The sequence below is a fragment of the Xanthomonas sp. F4 genome (assembly GCF_011761895.1).
In genome coordinates this window covers 1-15,130 of sequence record NZ_JAASQX010000002.1, presented here as the reverse complement: position 1 = coordinate 15,130, position 15,130 = coordinate 1, and the positions used below count along the sequence as shown (strand labels likewise).

The following is a 15,130-nucleotide window of genomic DNA, read 5'->3' as shown; positions in this document are numbered from 1 at the left end:
CTCACGCTTCCAGCTCCTTGTGCAATTCCTGCAGCGCCCAGACCGGACCGGTGCCGCGGAATTCCAATGAATGCACCAGCGCACGCGCGCCGGCGACCGTGGTCGAATAGGTGACGCGATGCTGCAGGGCTTCGCGACGGATCGAGAACGAGTCGGAGATCGCCGCCCGGCCCTCGGTGGTGTTGACGATATACACGATTTCGCCGTTCTTGATCAGATCGACGATGTGCGGACGGCCTTCGGCCACCTTGTTCACCTGTTCGCACTGCAGACCGTGCTGCTGCAGCCAGGCGCAGGTGCCGCGGGTGGCGACCAGGGTGTAGCCGCGCTCGACCAGCGCCTGCGCCACCGGCAGCACGCGCTGCTTGTCCGGATCGCGCACCGACACGAAGGCCTTGCCCAGTGGCGGCGCCTTGATGCCGCCGGCCTCCTGCGCGCGCGCGAACGCCGCGCCGAAGCTGCGGCCCACGCCCATCACCTCACCGGTGGAACGCATCTCCGGGCCGAGGATCGGATCGACGCCCTGGAACTTGGCGAACGGGAAGATCGCCTCCTTCACCGAGTAGTAGTCGGGCACGATCTCCTTCAGCGCGCCCTGCTCGGCCAGGGTCTTGCCGGCCATGCAGCGCGCGGCGATCTTGGCCAGCGGCACGCCGATGGCCTTGGACACGAACGGCACGGTGCGCGAGGCGCGCGGGTTCACTTCCAGCAGATACACGATGTCGTCGCCGGCATCGTTCACCTGCACCGCGAACTGCGTGTTCATCAGCCCGACCACGTTCAGCGCCTTGGCCAGTTCGACCACCTGGCGACGCAGCTCGGCCTGGGTGGCCGGCGACAGCGAGTACGGCGGCAGCGAGCAGGACGAATCGCCCGAATGCACGCCGGCTTCCTCGATGTGCTCCATCACGCCGCCGATCAGCACCTGGCCGTCCTGGTCGGCGATGATGTCCACGTCCACTTCCACCGCGTTGTCGAGGAAGCGGTCCAGCAGCACCGGCGAATCGTTGGAGACCTTGACCGCGTCGCGCACGTAGCGCGCCAGGTCGGATTCGCCGTAGACGATTTCCATGGCGCGGCCGCCGAGCACGTAGCTCGGGCGCACCACCAGCGGGTAGCCGATCTCGCGCGCCAGCACCAATGCTTCCTCGGCGTTGCGGGCGATGCGGTTCGGCGGCTGCTTCAGGCCGAGCTTGTCGACCAGTTGCTGGAAGCGCTCGCGATCCTCGGCCAGGTCGATCGAGTCCGGCGAAGTGCCGATCACCGGCACGCCATTGGCTTCCAGCGCACGCGCCAGCTTCAGCGGGGTCTGCCCGCCGTACTGCACGATCACGCCCTTGGGCTGCTCCAGCTCGACGATCTCCAGCACGTCTTCCAGGGTCAGCGGTTCGAAGTACAGGCGATCGGAGGTGTCGTAGTCGGTGGACACGGTCTCCGGATTGCAGTTGACCATGATGGTCTCGTAACCGTCCTCGCGCAGCGCCAGCGCCGCGTGCACACAGCAGTAATCGAACTCGATACCCTGGCCGATGCGGTTGGGACCGCCGCCAAGGATCATGATCTTGTCGCGGTTGCTGGGCTTGGCCTCGCACTCGTCCTCGTAGGTCGAGTACAGGTAGGCGGTGTCGGTGGCGAATTCCGCCGCGCACGAGTCCACCCGCTTGTACACCGGCCGCACCTTGTGCGCGCGGCGCAACGCGCGCACCGCGGCCTCGTTGGTGCCGCACAGCTCGGCCAGGCGCGCATCGGAGAAGCCTGCGCGCTTGAGCGTGCGCAGGCGTGCCGCGTCCAGCGCGGCGAGACCGTCGGCGGCCACCTGCGCTTCCTGCGCCATCAGGTCTTCGATCTGGTCCAGGAACCAGGGGTCGATGAACGACAGCGCGTGTACCTGCTCCACGCTCATGCCGGCGCGGAAGGCGTCGGCGACGTAGAACAGCCGCTCCGGACCCGGCGCCTTCAGTTCGCGCTTGAGCGCGGCCAGGTCGTCTTCGCTGGCCAGGTTGAGGCCGGTCGGATCGAGCCCGATCTTGCCGGTCTCCAGCCCGCGCAGCGCCTTCTGCAGCGATTCGGAGAAGGTGCGGCCCATCGCCATCACTTCGCCTACCGACTTCATCTGCGTGGTCAGGCGCGCGTCGGCCTGCGGGAACTTCTCGAAGGCGAAACGCGGGATCTTGGTGACCACGTAGTCGATCGACGGCTCGAACGAGGCCGGGGTCAGGCCGCCGGTGATTTCGTTCTTCAGTTCGTCCAGGGTGTAGCCGACCGCCAGCTTGGCCGCGACCTTGGCGATCGGGAAGCCGGTGGCCTTGGAGGCCAGCGCCGAGGAGCGCGACACGCGCGGGTTCATCTCGATCACCACCACGCGGCCGGTCTGCGCATTGATGCCGAACTGCACGTTGGAGCCGCCGGTGTCCACGCCGATCTTGCGCAGCACGGCGATCGAGGCGTCGCGCAGGCGCTGGTATTCCTTGTCGGTGAGGGTTTGCGCCGGGGCCACGGTGATCGAGTCGCCGGTGTGCACGCCCATCGGATCCAGGTTCTCGATCGAGCAGACGATGATGCAGTTGTCCGCGGTGTCGCGGACCACTTCCATCTCGAACTCCTTCCAGCCCAGCACCGACTCCTCGACCAGCACTTCGCTGGTCGGCGACAGTTCCAGACCGCGGCCGACGATCTCGATCAGCTCTTCGCGGTTGTAGGCGATGCCGCCGCCGCTGCCGCCGAGGGTGAAGCTGGGGCGGATGATGGTCGGGTAGCCGACCGTGGTCTGGATCTCCAGCGCCTCTTCCAGGGTGTGGGCCACCGCCGCCTTCGGGCACTCCAGGCCGATCTCGCCCATCGCCACGCGGAACAGCTCGCGGTCCTCGGCCATGCGGATGGCCTCGCGCTTGGCGCCGATCAGCTCGACGCCGTACTTCTCCAGCACGCCGTGGTCGGCCAGGTCCAGCGCGCAGTTCAACGCGGTCTGCCCGCCCATGGTCGGCAGCAGCGCATCGGGCTTTTCCTTGGCGATGATCTTCTCGACCGTCTGCCAGTTGATCGGCTCGATGTACACGGCGTCGGCCATGTTCGGGTCGGTCATGATCGTGGCCGGGTTGCTGTTGACCAGCACCACGCGGTAGCCCTCGTCGCGCAGCGCCTTGCACGCCTGCGCGCCGGAGTAGTCGAACTCGCAGGCCTGGCCGATGACGATCGGGCCGGCGCCGATGATGAGGATGGTTTGGAGGTCGGTGCGCTTGGGCATGGGGATTCTCAGTAGAGGCGGTCCTGCCACGCCGCGGGGGCGCGCCAGGTGATCTGATCGGACGAACGCGCATCGATCGCGCCATGGTCGACCGCGGCGCGAACCTCGCGCTGCATCGCGGCCCAACTGCTGGCGGTGGCGCCGATGCGCGCGCCGATCCGGTTGTTGTGGGCGTCCATCGCCCGGCTCGCGGAGCCGCGGCCGTCGCGCTCCATGACCGCCGTGACCCAGTCCACACAGCGTGGCGACAGGGTGTAGGCGACCACGGCGCTGGCCAGGCTGTGGCGGTAAGCATCGGCAGGGCCATCGCGCCCGCCTGGCAGGCCGGCGCTGAGCCACTGCGGGTACACCGCGCCCAGCACGAAGGCCGGATACGCGGCCAGCACCAGCAACGCCGTAGCCGGCCACCGCCAGCGGCGGGTCGGCAACGGCATGGCCGGCGCTACGGCCATCAGGCGGCGGCCGCCATCAGCGCGGTGAAGCGATCGAACAGCGGCGCCACGTCGCGCGGGCCCGGCGAGGCTTCCGGGTGGCCCTGGAAGCTGAAGGCCGGCGCGTCGGTGAGCGCGATGCCCTGGTTGCTGCCGTCGAACAGCGAGCGATGGGTGACGCGCACATTGGCCGGCAAGGTCGCCTCGTCCACCGCGAAGCCGTGGTTCTGCGAGGTGATCATCACCCGGCCGCTGTCCAGGTCCTGCACCGGGTGGTTGGCGCCGTGGTGGCCGTGCCCCATCTTCAGGGTCTGCGCGCCGGCGGCCAGCGCCAGCAGCTGGTGGCCCAGGCAGATGCCGAAGGTCGGAATCTTGCGCGCCAGCAATTCCTTGATCGCGGCGATCGCGTAGTCGCACGGCGCCGGGTCACCGGGGCCGTTGGACAGGAACACGCCGTGCGGATTCATCGCCAGCACCTCGGCGACCGGCGTCTGCGCCGGCACCACGGTCACTTCGCAGCCGCGCTCGGCGAGCATGCGCAGGATGTTGTGCTTGACCCCGTAGTCGTAGGCGACGACCTTGAACTTGGGTTCGGCCTGCACGAAGGCGTTGCTGTCCAGGTCGAGCTGGCCGTCGCGCCAGGGGTAGGCCTTCTCGGTGGAGACCACCTTGGCCAAGTCCATGCCCTTCAGTCCGGGGAACTTGCGCGCCGCTTCCAGCGCGGTGTCCACGTCGACCTCGCCGGCCATCAGCGCGCCGTTCTGCGAGCCCTTCTCGCGCAGGATGCGGGTCAGCTTGCGGGTGTCGATGCCGGCAATGGCGACCACGCCGCGCTGGATCAGCCAGTCCGGCAGCGCCACCTGGTTGCGCCAGTTGCTGGGACGGCGCGGCACGTCGCGCACGATCAGGCCGGCCGACCAGACCTGGGCGGCCTCGTCGTCCTGGTCGGTGCAGCCGGTGTTGCCGATATGCGGATACGTCAGCGTGACCAGTTGGCGGGCGTAGGAGGGATCGGTGAGGATCTCCTGGTAGCCGGTCATGGCGGTGTTGAACACCACTTCGCCGACGGACAGGCCGGCAGCGCCTACGGATTCGCCCTCGAACACGGTGCCGTCTTCAAGGACAAGGATTGCGGGTTGAGTCACGGGGTTCGCCTTGGGGAGAGAGGAACCCTGCCCCACCAACTTGCAGGCTGCAAGAAACCGCGAACTCGGCGCTTCTCCGGGTCCGTGGCGATGGGTAACAGGCGAGCGAGAATTGTACCGGCGCGGGACGGTCCGCGCCAGCCGTTTGGGTGAAGCGCCTGTTCAGCCGAGCAGGTCGCGCAGCCGGTAGGGCCCGGGTGCACGCCCCGGCAGGCGCGCGGCGGCATGCAGCGCGCCGCGGGCGAAGATGTCGCGGTTGCTGGCGCGGTGCACCAGTTCCACCCGCTCGCCGAGTCCGGCGAACTGCACCAGATGTTCGCCGACGATATCGCCGGCGCGCAGGCTGGCGTAGCGCGGGGTGGCGCCGCCCTGTTGCGCGGCGTCGCCGAGGGTCAGCGCGGTGCCGGAGGGCGCGTCCTGCTTGTGCACGTGGTGGGATTCGACGATGTCGCAGTCCCAGCCCGGCAGCGCCGCGGCGGCACGCTCGACCAGATCGTGCAGTACCGCCACGCCCAGGCTGAAGTTCGATGCCCAGATCAAGGGAATGCGTTCGGCGGCGGCAGTCAGTGCCTGCCGCTGCGCCTCCTCCAGCCCGGTGGTGCCGGACACCAGCGCCGCGCCGCGCGCCGTGCACAAGGCCAATACCGGATCGAAGCCTTGCGGCAGGCTGAAATCGATCGCCACGTCGAAGGCCGGCACCCCACCCAGCTCGGCCGCAGCGAAATACGGCACGCCGTCGATCACCCGCTGCGCCGGCGCGCGCCGCACCACCGCGGCCACCACCTGCAGCGCCGGGTCCTGCGCGGCCAGTCGCAACAACGCCTGGCCCATGCGGCCGGACGCACCATGGATCAACACACGCAGCGGAGAAGTCGTCATCGGCACAAGGCTAGCGGTTTGCGGGCGGGTGCGACAGAGGGTGCGTGCATGGGAGACGCAAGCGCGCGACGGGCAGCCAGCGCGCTGCCTCGGAAGTGGCGATGCTTCACTCGTCGCGGCTGAAGCCGCTCCCACAACAGCGTGGTGGCACTGGAAGCGACAGAAAAAGCTGGCGCGCGAGGCGTTTGGCACCTGGCACCACAACGCAATCGCAGCCGATCGCCCCAGCTGTGGGAGGAGCTTCAGCCCCGACGCCAGGAACGCGCCCGCGCAGCAGCAAGCAAGCCCTACTCGGCCGCCTGCCCCAACAAGCGCTTGTCCCAGTCCTCCACCGCATGCTGTGCGAGGCGCCGCTCGAACAAGGTGCGCCAGTTCGGCACCAGCGGCAGCGCCAGCACCTGCTGCAGTTGCGTCGGATCGATCTCGCGCCGGTACAGCAGGCCGATCAACCGTGCCAGCGGCCACTGCGGATACGGGCGCTCCAGCAAGGTCAAACGATCGCCGGCGGCGACCTCGCCGGGCTGCAGCACGCGGTAGTACCAGCCGGTGCGGCCGCTGTCCTGCACGCGCCGCGCCAGCGCGGCCACGCCGAACCGGTCGGACAGCTTCCAGCACGGCTGCCGCGACTGCGACACCTCGACCACGGCCGTGCCCAGGCGCAACCGGTCGCCCAGGCACAGGTCGGCCTCGGTCACGCCGCAGCTGCTGAGGTTCTCGCCGAACGCACCCGGCGCGTCCAGCAAGGCATGCGCGCCCAGTTCCTCGCGCCAGGCCGGGTAATGGTCGCGCGGATAGTGGTGCAAGGCCTTGTCGGGGCCGCCATGCACGCGGCGGTCGCCCTGCTCGTCCAGTTCCAGCCCCTCCAGGCCGATGCGCAGGCGCCCGGCCTGCGACCGCTTGTCGATGGCGCTGCGGCTGCCTGGGCGGGTGAACGCCTGCGCGCGGCCGACCAGCACCGCATCGATGGTCCACGCCGCGGCGGCGGAATCGGACGACGTCATGGACGGAGGCGCGCCCGGACTCAGGCCGTCGCGCGCCGATGCGCGGCGACTTCGTCCTGCAACAGCGCGCCGAGGATGCGCACGCCGGTCTCGATGCGCTCGGCCGGCACGGTCACGAACGACAGCCGCAGGGTATTGCGCTGCGGCGCGACCGCGAAGAACGGCGCGCCCGGCACGAAGGCCACGTTGCGCTCGATCGCCTTGCTCAGCAGCGCGCTGCCGTCCATGCCCTCCGGCAGTTCGACCCAGATGAACATGCCGCCGGCCGGGCGGTTCCAGCGCACCTGCGCCGGGAAATACCTGGCCAGGGCGGCGAGCATCTGCTCACAGCGGCTGGCATACAACGCGCGGATGCCGGGGATGTGCGCATCCAGGAAACCGTCCTGCACCGCCTCGTAGACGATGCGCTGGCTGAACGAGGGCGTGTGCAGGTCCGCCGCCTGCTTGGCCTGTACCAGCTTGGCGTGCACCGCTTCGGGCGCGACCACGTAGCCCAGGCGCAGGCCGGGTGCGAACACCTTGGAGAACGAGCCCATGTAGATGGCGCCGTCCGGGTTCATCGACAGCAGGCTCGGCAGCGTGTCGCCGCTGTAGCACAGCTCGCCGTAGGGATCGTCCTCGACGATCGGCACGCCGGCCTCGGCCGCACGCGCCACCAGTGCCTGCCGCCGGTGCAGCGGCAGGCGCCGCCCGGTCGGATTCTGGAAGTTCGGCAGCACGTACATGAAGCGCGCGCCGGCCAGCTGCGCATCGTCCAGCGCGTCCACCACCACGCCATCGTCGTCCGATTGCATCGCCGCGAACGCAGGCTGGAACAGCGAGAACGCCTGCAGCGCGCCGAGATAGCTGGGCGTTTCCACCAGCACCTTGCTGCCTTCGTCGATGAACACCTTGCCGAGCAGGTCCAGGCCCTGCTGCGAACCGGTGGTGATCAGCACCTGGCTGGGACGGATGTGGGCACCGTCGCGGCTCAGCCGCGCCGCCACCCATTCGCGCAGCAACAGATAGCCTTCGGTCGGGCCGTACTGCAGCGCCGCCTGTGGCGCGTCGCGAAGCACCTTGGCGCAGGCCTCGCGCATGCGCTCGACCGGGAAGGTATCCGGCGACGGCAGGCCGCCGGCGAAGGAGATCACTTCCGGACGTTCGGTGACCTTGAGGATTTCGCGGATCGCCGAACTGGTCAGCGCCTGCGCACGGCGGGAGAACTGGAATGGGCTGGTCATCGGCATAGGATAGTCGCCGCCTTCACGGCGCGCATGTGCGGCGCACAAGCCGGCGCCGGCCGGCAACGCGTGGCGCGGCTCAGTGCCGCCGCGGCGGCGTCGGCCCGCAACTGTCGCAACCGCCGCAAGCGCCTGCGCCCGCGGTGGGCGCCGGCGCGATGCTGCGACCGAGGGCCTGCAGCCACGGCGCACGGCCGGGCTTGAGCAGGCGCACGGCGATGGCGCCGCGCAGCTTGCGCGCGGTGCCGGGGAACTGCTTCTTCAGCACCACCCAGGCGCTGACCAGCACCGCCAGCGCGATCACCAGGTACTGCAGCAGCAGCGAGGTGCTCATCTCAGCCGGCTCCCAGCGCCACCGCGACCTGGTAGGTGACCAGCGAGGCCAGATACGCCAGCGCGAACAGGTAGAACGCGGCGAAGCTCATCTGCTTCCAGGAATTGGTCTCGCGCTTGATCGTGGCCAGGGTGGAAATGCACATCGGTGCGTAGATGTACCAGACCAGCAGCGACAGCGCGGTGGCCAGCGACCAGCCGTCATGAATCAGCGGCGACAGCGCCTGCGCGGCGGCATCGTCGTCGGCCGCCGACAGCGCGTACACCGTCGCCAGCGACGACACCGCCACCTCGCGCGCGGCCAGGCCGGGAATCAGCGCGATGCAGATCTGCCAGTTGAAGCCCAGCGGCGAAAACACCGTGGTCATGGCGTGGCCGATGCGACCGGCGAAGCTATAGTCGATGGCCGGCAAGGTGGCGTCGGCCGGCGGCGCCGGGAACGACAGCAGGAACCACAGCAGGATGGTCAGCGCCAGGATGATGCCGCCGACGCGCTTGAGGAAGATCGCCGCGCGCTCCCACAGGCCCAGCGCCAGGTCGCGCAGGTGCGGCACGCGGTAGGACGGCAGCTCCAGCAGCAGCGGGTGCTCGCCCTTGTCGCGGCGCCACTTCTTCATCGTCCACGACACCGCCAGCGCGCTGGCGATGGCGGCGAAGTACAGGCCGAACAGCACCAACCCCTGCTGGTTGAACACGCCCCACACCTGCTTCTGCGGGATGAACGCACCGATCAACAAGGCATACACCGGCAGGCGCGCCGAACAGGTCATCAGCGGCGCCACCAGGATGGTGGCCAGGCGGTCGCGCGGGTCCTGGATGCTGCGGGTGGACATGATCCCGGGCACGGCGCAGGCGAAGCTGGACAGCAGCGGGATGAACGAGCGCCCGGACAGGCCAGCCGCGGCCATCATGCGGTCGAGCAGGAACGCTGCGCGCGGCAGGTAGCCGGATTCCTCCAGCGCCAGGATGAAGGCGAACAGGATCAGGATCTGCGGCAGGAAGATCACCACGCCGCCAAGGCCGGCGATGATGCCGTCCACCAGCAGGCTGTTGAGCGGACCCTCCGGCAGCGTCGCGCCGACCCAGGCGCCCAGCGCCTTGGTACCGCCTTCGATCAGGTCCATCAACGGCGCGGCCCAGGCGTAGACCGCCTGGAAGATCAGGAACATCACCACCGCAAGGGTCAGCAGCCCGGCCACCGGGTGCAGCAGCCAGCGGTCCAGCGCGTCGTCGATGCGTGAGGTGCGGGTCGGCATCGACACCGCCGCGGTGAGAATCGCGCGCACCTGCTGGTGGTAGTCGCCCTGCCCCTCGCTCGGCGCCACCGCCGGCGGCAGTGCCGGTGCCAGCATGTCCAGCCGCTCGACCAGGGCACGAGCACCGTTGCGGCGCACCGCCACGGTCTCGATCACCGGCACGCCCAGCGCCTGCTCCAGCGCCTGGCGGTCGATCTGGATGCCGCGGCGCTGCGCCGCGTCGACCATGTTCAAGGCCACCACCATCGGCTTTCCCAGCTCGCGCAGTTCCAGCGCGAAGCGCAGGTGCAGGCGCAGGTTGGTGGCGTCGACCACGCAGACCAGCACGTCCGGCGCCGGCTCGCCCGGGTAGAAGCCGCGGCACAGGTCGCGGGTGATCGCCTCGTCCAGGCTGGCCGGCTGCAGGCTGTAGGCCCCGGGCAGGTCCAGCACTGCGAACTCGCGGCCGGACGGCGCGCGGAAGCGGCCTTCCTTGCGCTCGACGGTAACGCCGGCGTAGTTGGCGACCTTCTGCTTGCTGCCGGTCAACTGGTTGAACAGCGCGGTCTTGCCGCAGTTCGGATTGCCGACCAGGGCCAGGCGCAGCGGCGCGGCCACCGCGCTCACGGGCACACCTGGTCCAGCGCGCTGACCTGCACCCGCGCCGCCTCGCTACGGCGCAGCGCGAAGCGCGTATAGCCCACCTGCACAAGCAACGGCTCGCCGCCGATCGGCCCGCTGGCCAGCATCTGCACCTGCTCGCCGGCGACGAAACCCAGCTCGCGCAGACGCCGGGCGATGGCGTCGTTGGGCTGGCGGTCGTGCACGGATTCAACGAGGGCGCTGCTGCGCAACGGCATGTCGGACAACGTCACAGCACGTTCCGTCGATAAGAATGGTTATCAATTGTAGCATCGCCGCGGCGCGTCATGGCGGCGCCGGCACGGCCGGCTATGATCGCCGTATGGCTGCCGTTTTCCCTGCGTACGAGAGTGTTCGATGAGCGATGCCCTGTTGTTGCAACGATCCGGCAAGGTCCTGACCCTGCAGTTGAACCGACCCGAGGTCCGCAACGCCTTCGACGCCGCGCTGATCGCCCAGCTCAGCGACGCGCTGCTGCAGATCGGCGCCGACCCGCAGGTGCAGGTGCTGGTCCTGGCCGGCGCCGGCGCGGCGTTCTCGGCCGGCGCCGACCTGCAGTGGATGCGCTCGATGGCCGGCGCCGGCGAACAGGAAAACCTGGACGACGCGCTGGCCCTGGCGCGACTGATGCGCCTGCTCGACGAACTGCCCAAGCCCACCGTGGTGCGGGTGCAGGGCGCCGCGTTCGGCGGCGCGGTGGGCCTGGTCGCCTGCTGCGACATCGCCGTGGCCGCCACCGATGCGCGTTTCGCGCTCAGCGAAAGCAGGCTGGGCCTGCTGCCGGCGGTGATCTCGCCGTACGTGATCGCGGCGATCGGCGCGCGCCAGGCGCGGCGCTGGTTCGCCAGCGCCGAGACCTTCGACGCCGCCACCGCGGCGCAGATCGGCCTGGTCCACCAGGCGGTGGCGCCGGACGCGCTGGACGCGGCGGTGCAGCGCCAGGTCGCCCTGCTCGGCCAGGCCGGTCCGCTGGCCGCCGCCGGCGCCAAGGCCCTGGTGCGGCGGGTCGCCGCCGGCGGCGAGCGCGATGCGCTGGACCAGGCCAACGCGGCCCTGATCGCGCAATTGCGGGTCTCGGCCGAGGGCCAGGAAGGGCTGAATGCGTTCCTGGAGAAGCGCGAACCGGCCTGGAGGGCCAGCCCATGAATCCGATCGACCATCTCGGCCTGCGCTGCAGCGACCTCGACCGCAGCCTGGCTTTCTACCGCGCCGCCCTGGCTGCGCTGGGCATGGACGTGGTGATGCAGGTGAGCGCCGAGGAAAGCGGCGGCCAGCGCCACGTCGGTTTCGGCCGCGACGGCAAGCCCAGCTTCTGGATCGCCGACGGCGGCCGCGACGCCGGCGACAACGGTGTGCACGTGGCCTTCGTCGCCGCCAGCCGCGCACAGGTGGACGCGTTCCACCGCGCCGGCCTGACCGCCGGCGGCCGCGACCACGGCGCACCGGGCCTGCGACCGCACTATCACCCCGACTACTACGGTGCGTTCCTGCTGGATCCGGACGGCCACAACATCGAAGCGGTCTGCCACCGCCCGGCGTCGGCCTGATCCGCACTACGGTGTCACGCTGGCGCCTACGGCGCTGGCCGTGCCTGCTGCCGTTTCCCCATCTGCCCTATCAGGAATCCCCATGACCATCATCGCTTCTCGTCTCGTGCGCAGTGCGCGGACAACCGCACAGGAACTTCGCCGATGAGCGACCGCGTGCGCATCGTCGAAGTCGGCCCGCGCGACGGCCTGCAGAACGAGAAGGCCTGGGTCGCAACAGAAGACAAGATCGAGCTGATCGCACGGCTGGGGCGTACCGGCCTGCGCAGCATCGAGGCGACCAGCTTCGTCAGCCCCAAATGGGTCCCGCAACTGGCCGATGCGGCCGAGGTCTACGCCGGCATCGCGCAGGTGCCGGGCGTGGACTATCCGGTGCTGGTGCCGAACCTGCAGGGCTACGAGCGCGCCGCCGCGGTCGGCGTACGCGAGGTGGCGGTGTTCACCGCCGCCTCGGAGACCTTCAACCGCACCAATACCAATGCCGGCATCGACGAATCGCTGGCGCGTTTCGCGCCGGTGCTGGAGCGCGCGGCGGCGGACGGGGTCAAGGTGCGCGGCTACGTCTCCACCGTGCTCGGCTGCCCCTACCAGGGCGAGGTCCCGCTGGCCGACGTGGTGCGCGTGGCGCAGCGGCTGCATGCGATGGGCTGCTACGAGATCTCGCTGGGCGACACCATCGGCGTGGGCACGCCGGGCAAGGCGCGGGCGATGCTGCGCGCGGTCGCCGCGGCGGTACCGATGACGGCGCTGGCGGTGCATTTCCACGACACCTACGGCCAGGCCCTGGCCAACATCGCCGCCTGCCTGGAAGAAGGCGTGCGCGTGGTCGATGCCGCCGTCTCCGGTGCCGGCGGCTGCCCGTACGCCAAGGGCGCCAGCGGCAACGTGGCCAGCGAGGATGTTGTCTACCTGCTGCACGGCAACGGCGTGGAGACGGGCATCGACCTGCCGGCGCTGGCCGCGACCGGACGCTGGCTGGCGCAGAAACTCGGCCGGCCCACCGGCAGCAAGGTCGGCCAGGCGCTGGCCGCCGAGGCCTGAGCCACTGCAGGTCCGTACCCCGTGACGTGCCTGCGTGCCGCGGCCCGTCGCCGATCTCGCCGCGATGGGGCGGCACCCTCTAAACTGGGCGTTTTCCTGGGAGGGAACATCATGCAGCTTGCCGATCTCAACGCGGTGGTCACCGGCGGCGTGTCCGGCCTCGGCCTGGCGGTGGCGCAACGCATCGTCGCCGAAGGCGGCAAGGTGGCGCTGTTCGATCTGAACGACGACAAGGGCGCGGCCGCGGTCGCCGCCCTGGGCGCGGACCGGGCCTGCTACTTGCGCACCGACGTCAGCGACGAGGCCCAGGTGGCCGCGCAGCTCGGCGCGGCGCGCGACTTCCTCGGCGGACTCAATGCCGCGATCAACTGCGCCGGCATCCTCGGCGCCGGCCGCGTACTCGGCAAGGAGGCGCCGATGCCGCTGGCCACCTTCCAGGGCACGGTGATGGTCAACCTGGTCGGCAGCTTCAACGTCGCCAAGGCCGCCGCCGACCTGATGCAGCACAACGCCCCGGGCGAGGACGGCGAGCGCGGCGCCATCGTCAACACCGCCAGCGTCGCCGCCTACGAAGGCCAGATCGGCCAGGCCGCCTACGCCGCGTCCAAGGGCGGCGTGGTGGCGATGACCCTGCCGATGGCACGCGAACTGGCGCGCTTCGGCATCCGCGTCAACACCATCGCCCCGGGCATCTTCTGGACCCCGATGGTCGACGGCATGCCCGAGGCCGTGCAGCAGTCGCTGGCCGCATCGATCCCGTATCCTTCGCGTCTCGGCCGCCCGGACGAATTCGCCGACACGGTGATGTTCCTGCTGCGCAACCGCTACCTCAACGGCGAAACCATCCGCCTGGACGGCGCGGTGCGGTTGGCGCCCAAGTAGCCGGGATTGGGGATTCGGCATTGGGGATTCGTAAGCGCTCCCCGTTCCTCATCCCTGCCCGGCGCTCTCCAATCCCGACTCCCCAATCCCCAATCCCGGCCCCACACCCATGAAAGCCAACGAAATCAAGAAAGGCAACGTCGTCGAATACAACAACGGCGTGTACCAGATCCGCGACATCGAGCGCAGCTCGCCGCAGGGCCGCGGCGGCAACGTGCGCTTCCGCTTCGTGATGTACAGCGTGCCGGGCAGCAACAAGCTCGATGCCAGCTTCGACGGCGACGACGACCTGCGCGAGGTCGAGCTGATGCGTCGCCAGGCCACCTTCTCCTACAAGGATGGCGAGGCCTTCGTATTCCTCGACGACGAGGACTACACGCCGTACACCCTGGACGCCGATGTGATCGGCACCGATGCCGGCTACATCACCGAGGGCCTCAGCGGCATCTACGTGCAGGTCATCGACGACCAGCCGGTGGCGATCCAGCTGCCGCAGAGCGTGACCCTGGAAGTGATCGAGACCCCGCCGGAACTCAAGGGCGGCACCGCCACCAAGCGGCCCAAGCCGGCCAAGCTCAACACCGGGATCGAGATCATGGTGCCTGAGTACATCGGTAACGGCGAGCGCGTGCTGGTCAACACCACCACCGGCGAATTCGCCGGCCGCGCCGACTGACCCGATGCGCGGGCGCCGTGCCAACCACGCCTCCCGCGCAGGGAGCGCCGAGCGCGCGTCACGGCGCGCCTGCCTCGGCCTGCTGCTGGCGCTGCTGGCGCTGCCGGCGCTGGCGCTCGCCGCGCCGGTGACGCCGGCCGCCACAGCTGCGGCCAAGCCCGCGTGCACGATTCCGGACGCGGTCGATCCCGAGCACTACGCCGGTTTCTGCGCGCTGCCCGAGCCGATCCGCGCCTTCGTCGCGCGCCAGGACACCTGCAACCACTTCGCGGGCGAGGAGCCCTACGATGCGGCGCGGCGTCGCGAACTGGAAAAGGCGATGGCCAGGTACTGCGACGGCAATGCACAGACCTGGGCGAAACTGCGCGCGCAGTACCGCCAGGATCCGCCGCGCGACGCCTGGCTGCGCCGCTACGGCGAGGATGCCGATCTCGAACAGCCCTGATGGCGGCTTTCAGGCCGGTAAGGTCGCGCCCTTGCGGGAACGGACCTCAGCCCTGAGAGCAATCGATATCGGCCAGTTCCCGCCTTCGCTCGTCGCGGCTGAAGCCGCTCCTACAGGTGTTGGCCACTCTGTGCGGCACCTGTGGGAATACCTTCGGCCCCGGTAGCTATCCTGGACGAATCGCCTCACCGCTTTGCTCGTCGCGGCTGAAGCCGCTCCTTGTATCTGGACCTGGCGCCCCTAAACAGGCGTCATGTCTTCCGACTGATCATCGGAGGAGGTGTGGGAAGTCCAGTCGCTCCTGAAGCTTCGAGCTTGCATCGTAGATCGGCTCCCCTCTCCACATGCTGGCCCTTGGGTGTCCGAACGGTATCCAGAGTCCGCCCCCGGCGTGAACTCGCATCGA

At 69.5% G+C, this 15,130-nt stretch carries 15 protein-coding genes; 6 read left to right on the top strand and 9 right to left on the bottom strand.

The features are described 5' to 3' along the window. Position 1: 1 nt before the first annotated feature. The 9 genes from carB to FHR66_RS08000 form a co-directional block, all read right to left on the bottom strand. The gene (carB, locus tag FHR66_RS08040) at positions 2-3,244 is read right to left on the bottom strand and encodes a carbamoyl-phosphate synthase large subunit (RefSeq protein ID WP_160967749.1); all 3,243 of its coding nucleotides are present in this window, start codon (positions 3,242-3,244) and stop codon (positions 2-4) included. Between the two features lie 8 nt (positions 3,245-3,252). Beyond that, the gene (locus FHR66_RS08035; protein ID WP_167087695.1) at positions 3,253-3,696 is read right to left on the bottom strand and encodes a DUF6973 domain-containing protein; all 444 of its coding nucleotides are present in this window, start codon (positions 3,694-3,696) and stop codon (positions 3,253-3,255) included. After that, positions 3,696-4,820, bottom strand: coding sequence for a glutamine-hydrolyzing carbamoyl-phosphate synthase small subunit (gene carA, locus FHR66_RS08030; RefSeq protein ID WP_160967745.1), 1,125 nt, complete (start codon positions 4,818-4,820; stop codon positions 3,696-3,698). The genes FHR66_RS08035 and carA overlap by 1 nt, the downstream gene beginning before the upstream one ends. A 162-nt stretch (positions 4,821-4,982) precedes the next feature. After that, on the bottom strand, positions 4,983-5,699 hold the full coding sequence (gene dapB / locus FHR66_RS08025; protein WP_160967743.1) for a 4-hydroxy-tetrahydrodipicolinate reductase: 717 nt from the start codon (positions 5,697-5,699) through the stop codon (positions 4,983-4,985). 287 nt (positions 5,700-5,986) lie between these two features. Further along, positions 5,987-6,700, bottom strand: a complete 714-nt coding sequence (locus FHR66_RS08020; protein ID WP_160967741.1) for an MOSC domain-containing protein — start codon at positions 6,698-6,700, stop codon at positions 5,987-5,989. A gap of 20 nt (positions 6,701-6,720) precedes the next feature. After that, positions 6,721-7,929 (bottom strand): aminotransferase-like domain-containing protein, encoded by a 1,209-nt coding sequence (locus FHR66_RS08015; protein WP_160967739.1) that lies wholly within the window; start codon positions 7,927-7,929, stop codon positions 6,721-6,723. A gap of 73 nt (positions 7,930-8,002) precedes the next feature. Then, a complete protein-coding gene (locus tag FHR66_RS08010; RefSeq protein ID WP_160967737.1) occupies positions 8,003-8,257 on the bottom strand; it encodes a DUF6587 family protein in 255 nt (84 codons plus the stop codon). A gap of 1 nt (position 8,258) precedes the next feature. Next, complete coding sequence (feoB, locus tag FHR66_RS08005) at positions 8,259-10,118, bottom strand: FeoB small GTPase domain-containing protein (protein WP_160967736.1); 1,860 nt, start codon at positions 10,116-10,118, stop codon at positions 8,259-8,261. Next, positions 10,115-10,366, bottom strand: a complete 252-nt coding sequence (locus FHR66_RS08000) for a FeoA family protein (RefSeq protein WP_343160673.1) — start codon at positions 10,364-10,366, stop codon at positions 10,115-10,117. Before FHR66_RS08000 ends, feoB begins: the two co-directional genes overlap by 4 nt. A 124-nt stretch (positions 10,367-10,490) precedes the next feature. Between FHR66_RS08000 and FHR66_RS07995 the strand changes: the two genes are divergently transcribed. The 6 genes from FHR66_RS07995 (at position 10,491) to FHR66_RS07970 (ending at position 14,724) form a co-directional block, all read left to right on the top strand. Beyond that, entirely contained in the window at positions 10,491-11,279 is a 789-nt protein-coding gene (locus tag FHR66_RS07995; RefSeq protein WP_160967734.1) for an enoyl-CoA hydratase-related protein, read from the top strand. Further along, positions 11,276-11,680: a VOC family protein gene (locus FHR66_RS07990; protein ID WP_160967732.1), complete on the top strand. Its 405-nt coding sequence runs from the start codon at positions 11,276-11,278 to the stop codon at positions 11,678-11,680. The genes FHR66_RS07995 and FHR66_RS07990 overlap by 4 nt, the downstream gene beginning before the upstream one ends. A gap of 144 nt (positions 11,681-11,824) precedes the next feature. Next, on the top strand, positions 11,825-12,721 hold the full coding sequence (locus FHR66_RS07985; protein ID WP_160967730.1) for a hydroxymethylglutaryl-CoA lyase: 897 nt from the start codon (positions 11,825-11,827) through the stop codon (positions 12,719-12,721). Positions 12,722-12,832: 111 nt separating this feature from the next. After that, positions 12,833-13,603, top strand: coding sequence for an SDR family oxidoreductase (locus FHR66_RS07980; protein ID WP_160967728.1), 771 nt, complete (start codon positions 12,833-12,835; stop codon positions 13,601-13,603). A gap of 109 nt (positions 13,604-13,712) precedes the next feature. Continuing rightward, positions 13,713-14,279: an elongation factor P-like protein YeiP gene (gene yeiP, locus FHR66_RS07975; protein WP_160967726.1), complete on the top strand. Its 567-nt coding sequence runs from the start codon at positions 13,713-13,715 to the stop codon at positions 14,277-14,279. A gap of 4 nt (positions 14,280-14,283) precedes the next feature. After that, a complete protein-coding gene (locus FHR66_RS07970; protein WP_202394753.1) occupies positions 14,284-14,724 on the top strand; it encodes a hypothetical protein in 441 nt (146 codons plus the stop codon). Positions 14,725-15,130 lie beyond the last annotated feature (406 nt).

Coding starts and splice junctions, on each gene's coding strand:
- carB (WP_160967749.1), bottom strand. CDS start 3,244: ATGCCCAAGCGCACCGACCTCCAAACCATCCTCATCATCGGCGCCGGC.
- FHR66_RS08035 (WP_167087695.1), bottom strand. CDS start 3,696: ATGGCCGTAGCGCCGGCCATGCCGTTGCCGACCCGCCGCTGGCGGTGG.
- dapB (WP_160967743.1), bottom strand. CDS start 5,699: ATGACGACTTCTCCGCTGCGTGTGTTGATCCATGGTGCGTCCGGCCGC.
- FHR66_RS08020 (WP_160967741.1), bottom strand. CDS start 6,700: ATGACGTCGTCCGATTCCGCCGCCGCGGCGTGGACCATCGATGCGGTG.
- FHR66_RS08015 (WP_160967739.1), bottom strand. CDS start 7,929: ATGCCGATGACCAGCCCATTCCAGTTCTCCCGCCGTGCGCAGGCGCTG.
- FHR66_RS08010 (WP_160967737.1), bottom strand. CDS start 8,257: ATGAGCACCTCGCTGCTGCTGCAGTACCTGGTGATCGCGCTGGCGGTG.
- FHR66_RS07995 (WP_160967734.1), top strand. CDS start 10,491: ATGAGCGATGCCCTGTTGTTGCAACGATCCGGCAAGGTCCTGACCCTG.
- FHR66_RS07990 (WP_160967732.1), top strand. CDS start 11,276: ATGAATCCGATCGACCATCTCGGCCTGCGCTGCAGCGACCTCGACCGC.
- FHR66_RS07985 (WP_160967730.1), top strand. CDS start 11,825: ATGAGCGACCGCGTGCGCATCGTCGAAGTCGGCCCGCGCGACGGCCTG.
- FHR66_RS07980 (WP_160967728.1), top strand. CDS start 12,833: ATGCAGCTTGCCGATCTCAACGCGGTGGTCACCGGCGGCGTGTCCGGC.
- yeiP (WP_160967726.1), top strand. CDS start 13,713: ATGAAAGCCAACGAAATCAAGAAAGGCAACGTCGTCGAATACAACAAC.
- FHR66_RS07970 (WP_202394753.1), top strand. CDS start 14,284: ATGCGCGGGCGCCGTGCCAACCACGCCTCCCGCGCAGGGAGCGCCGAG.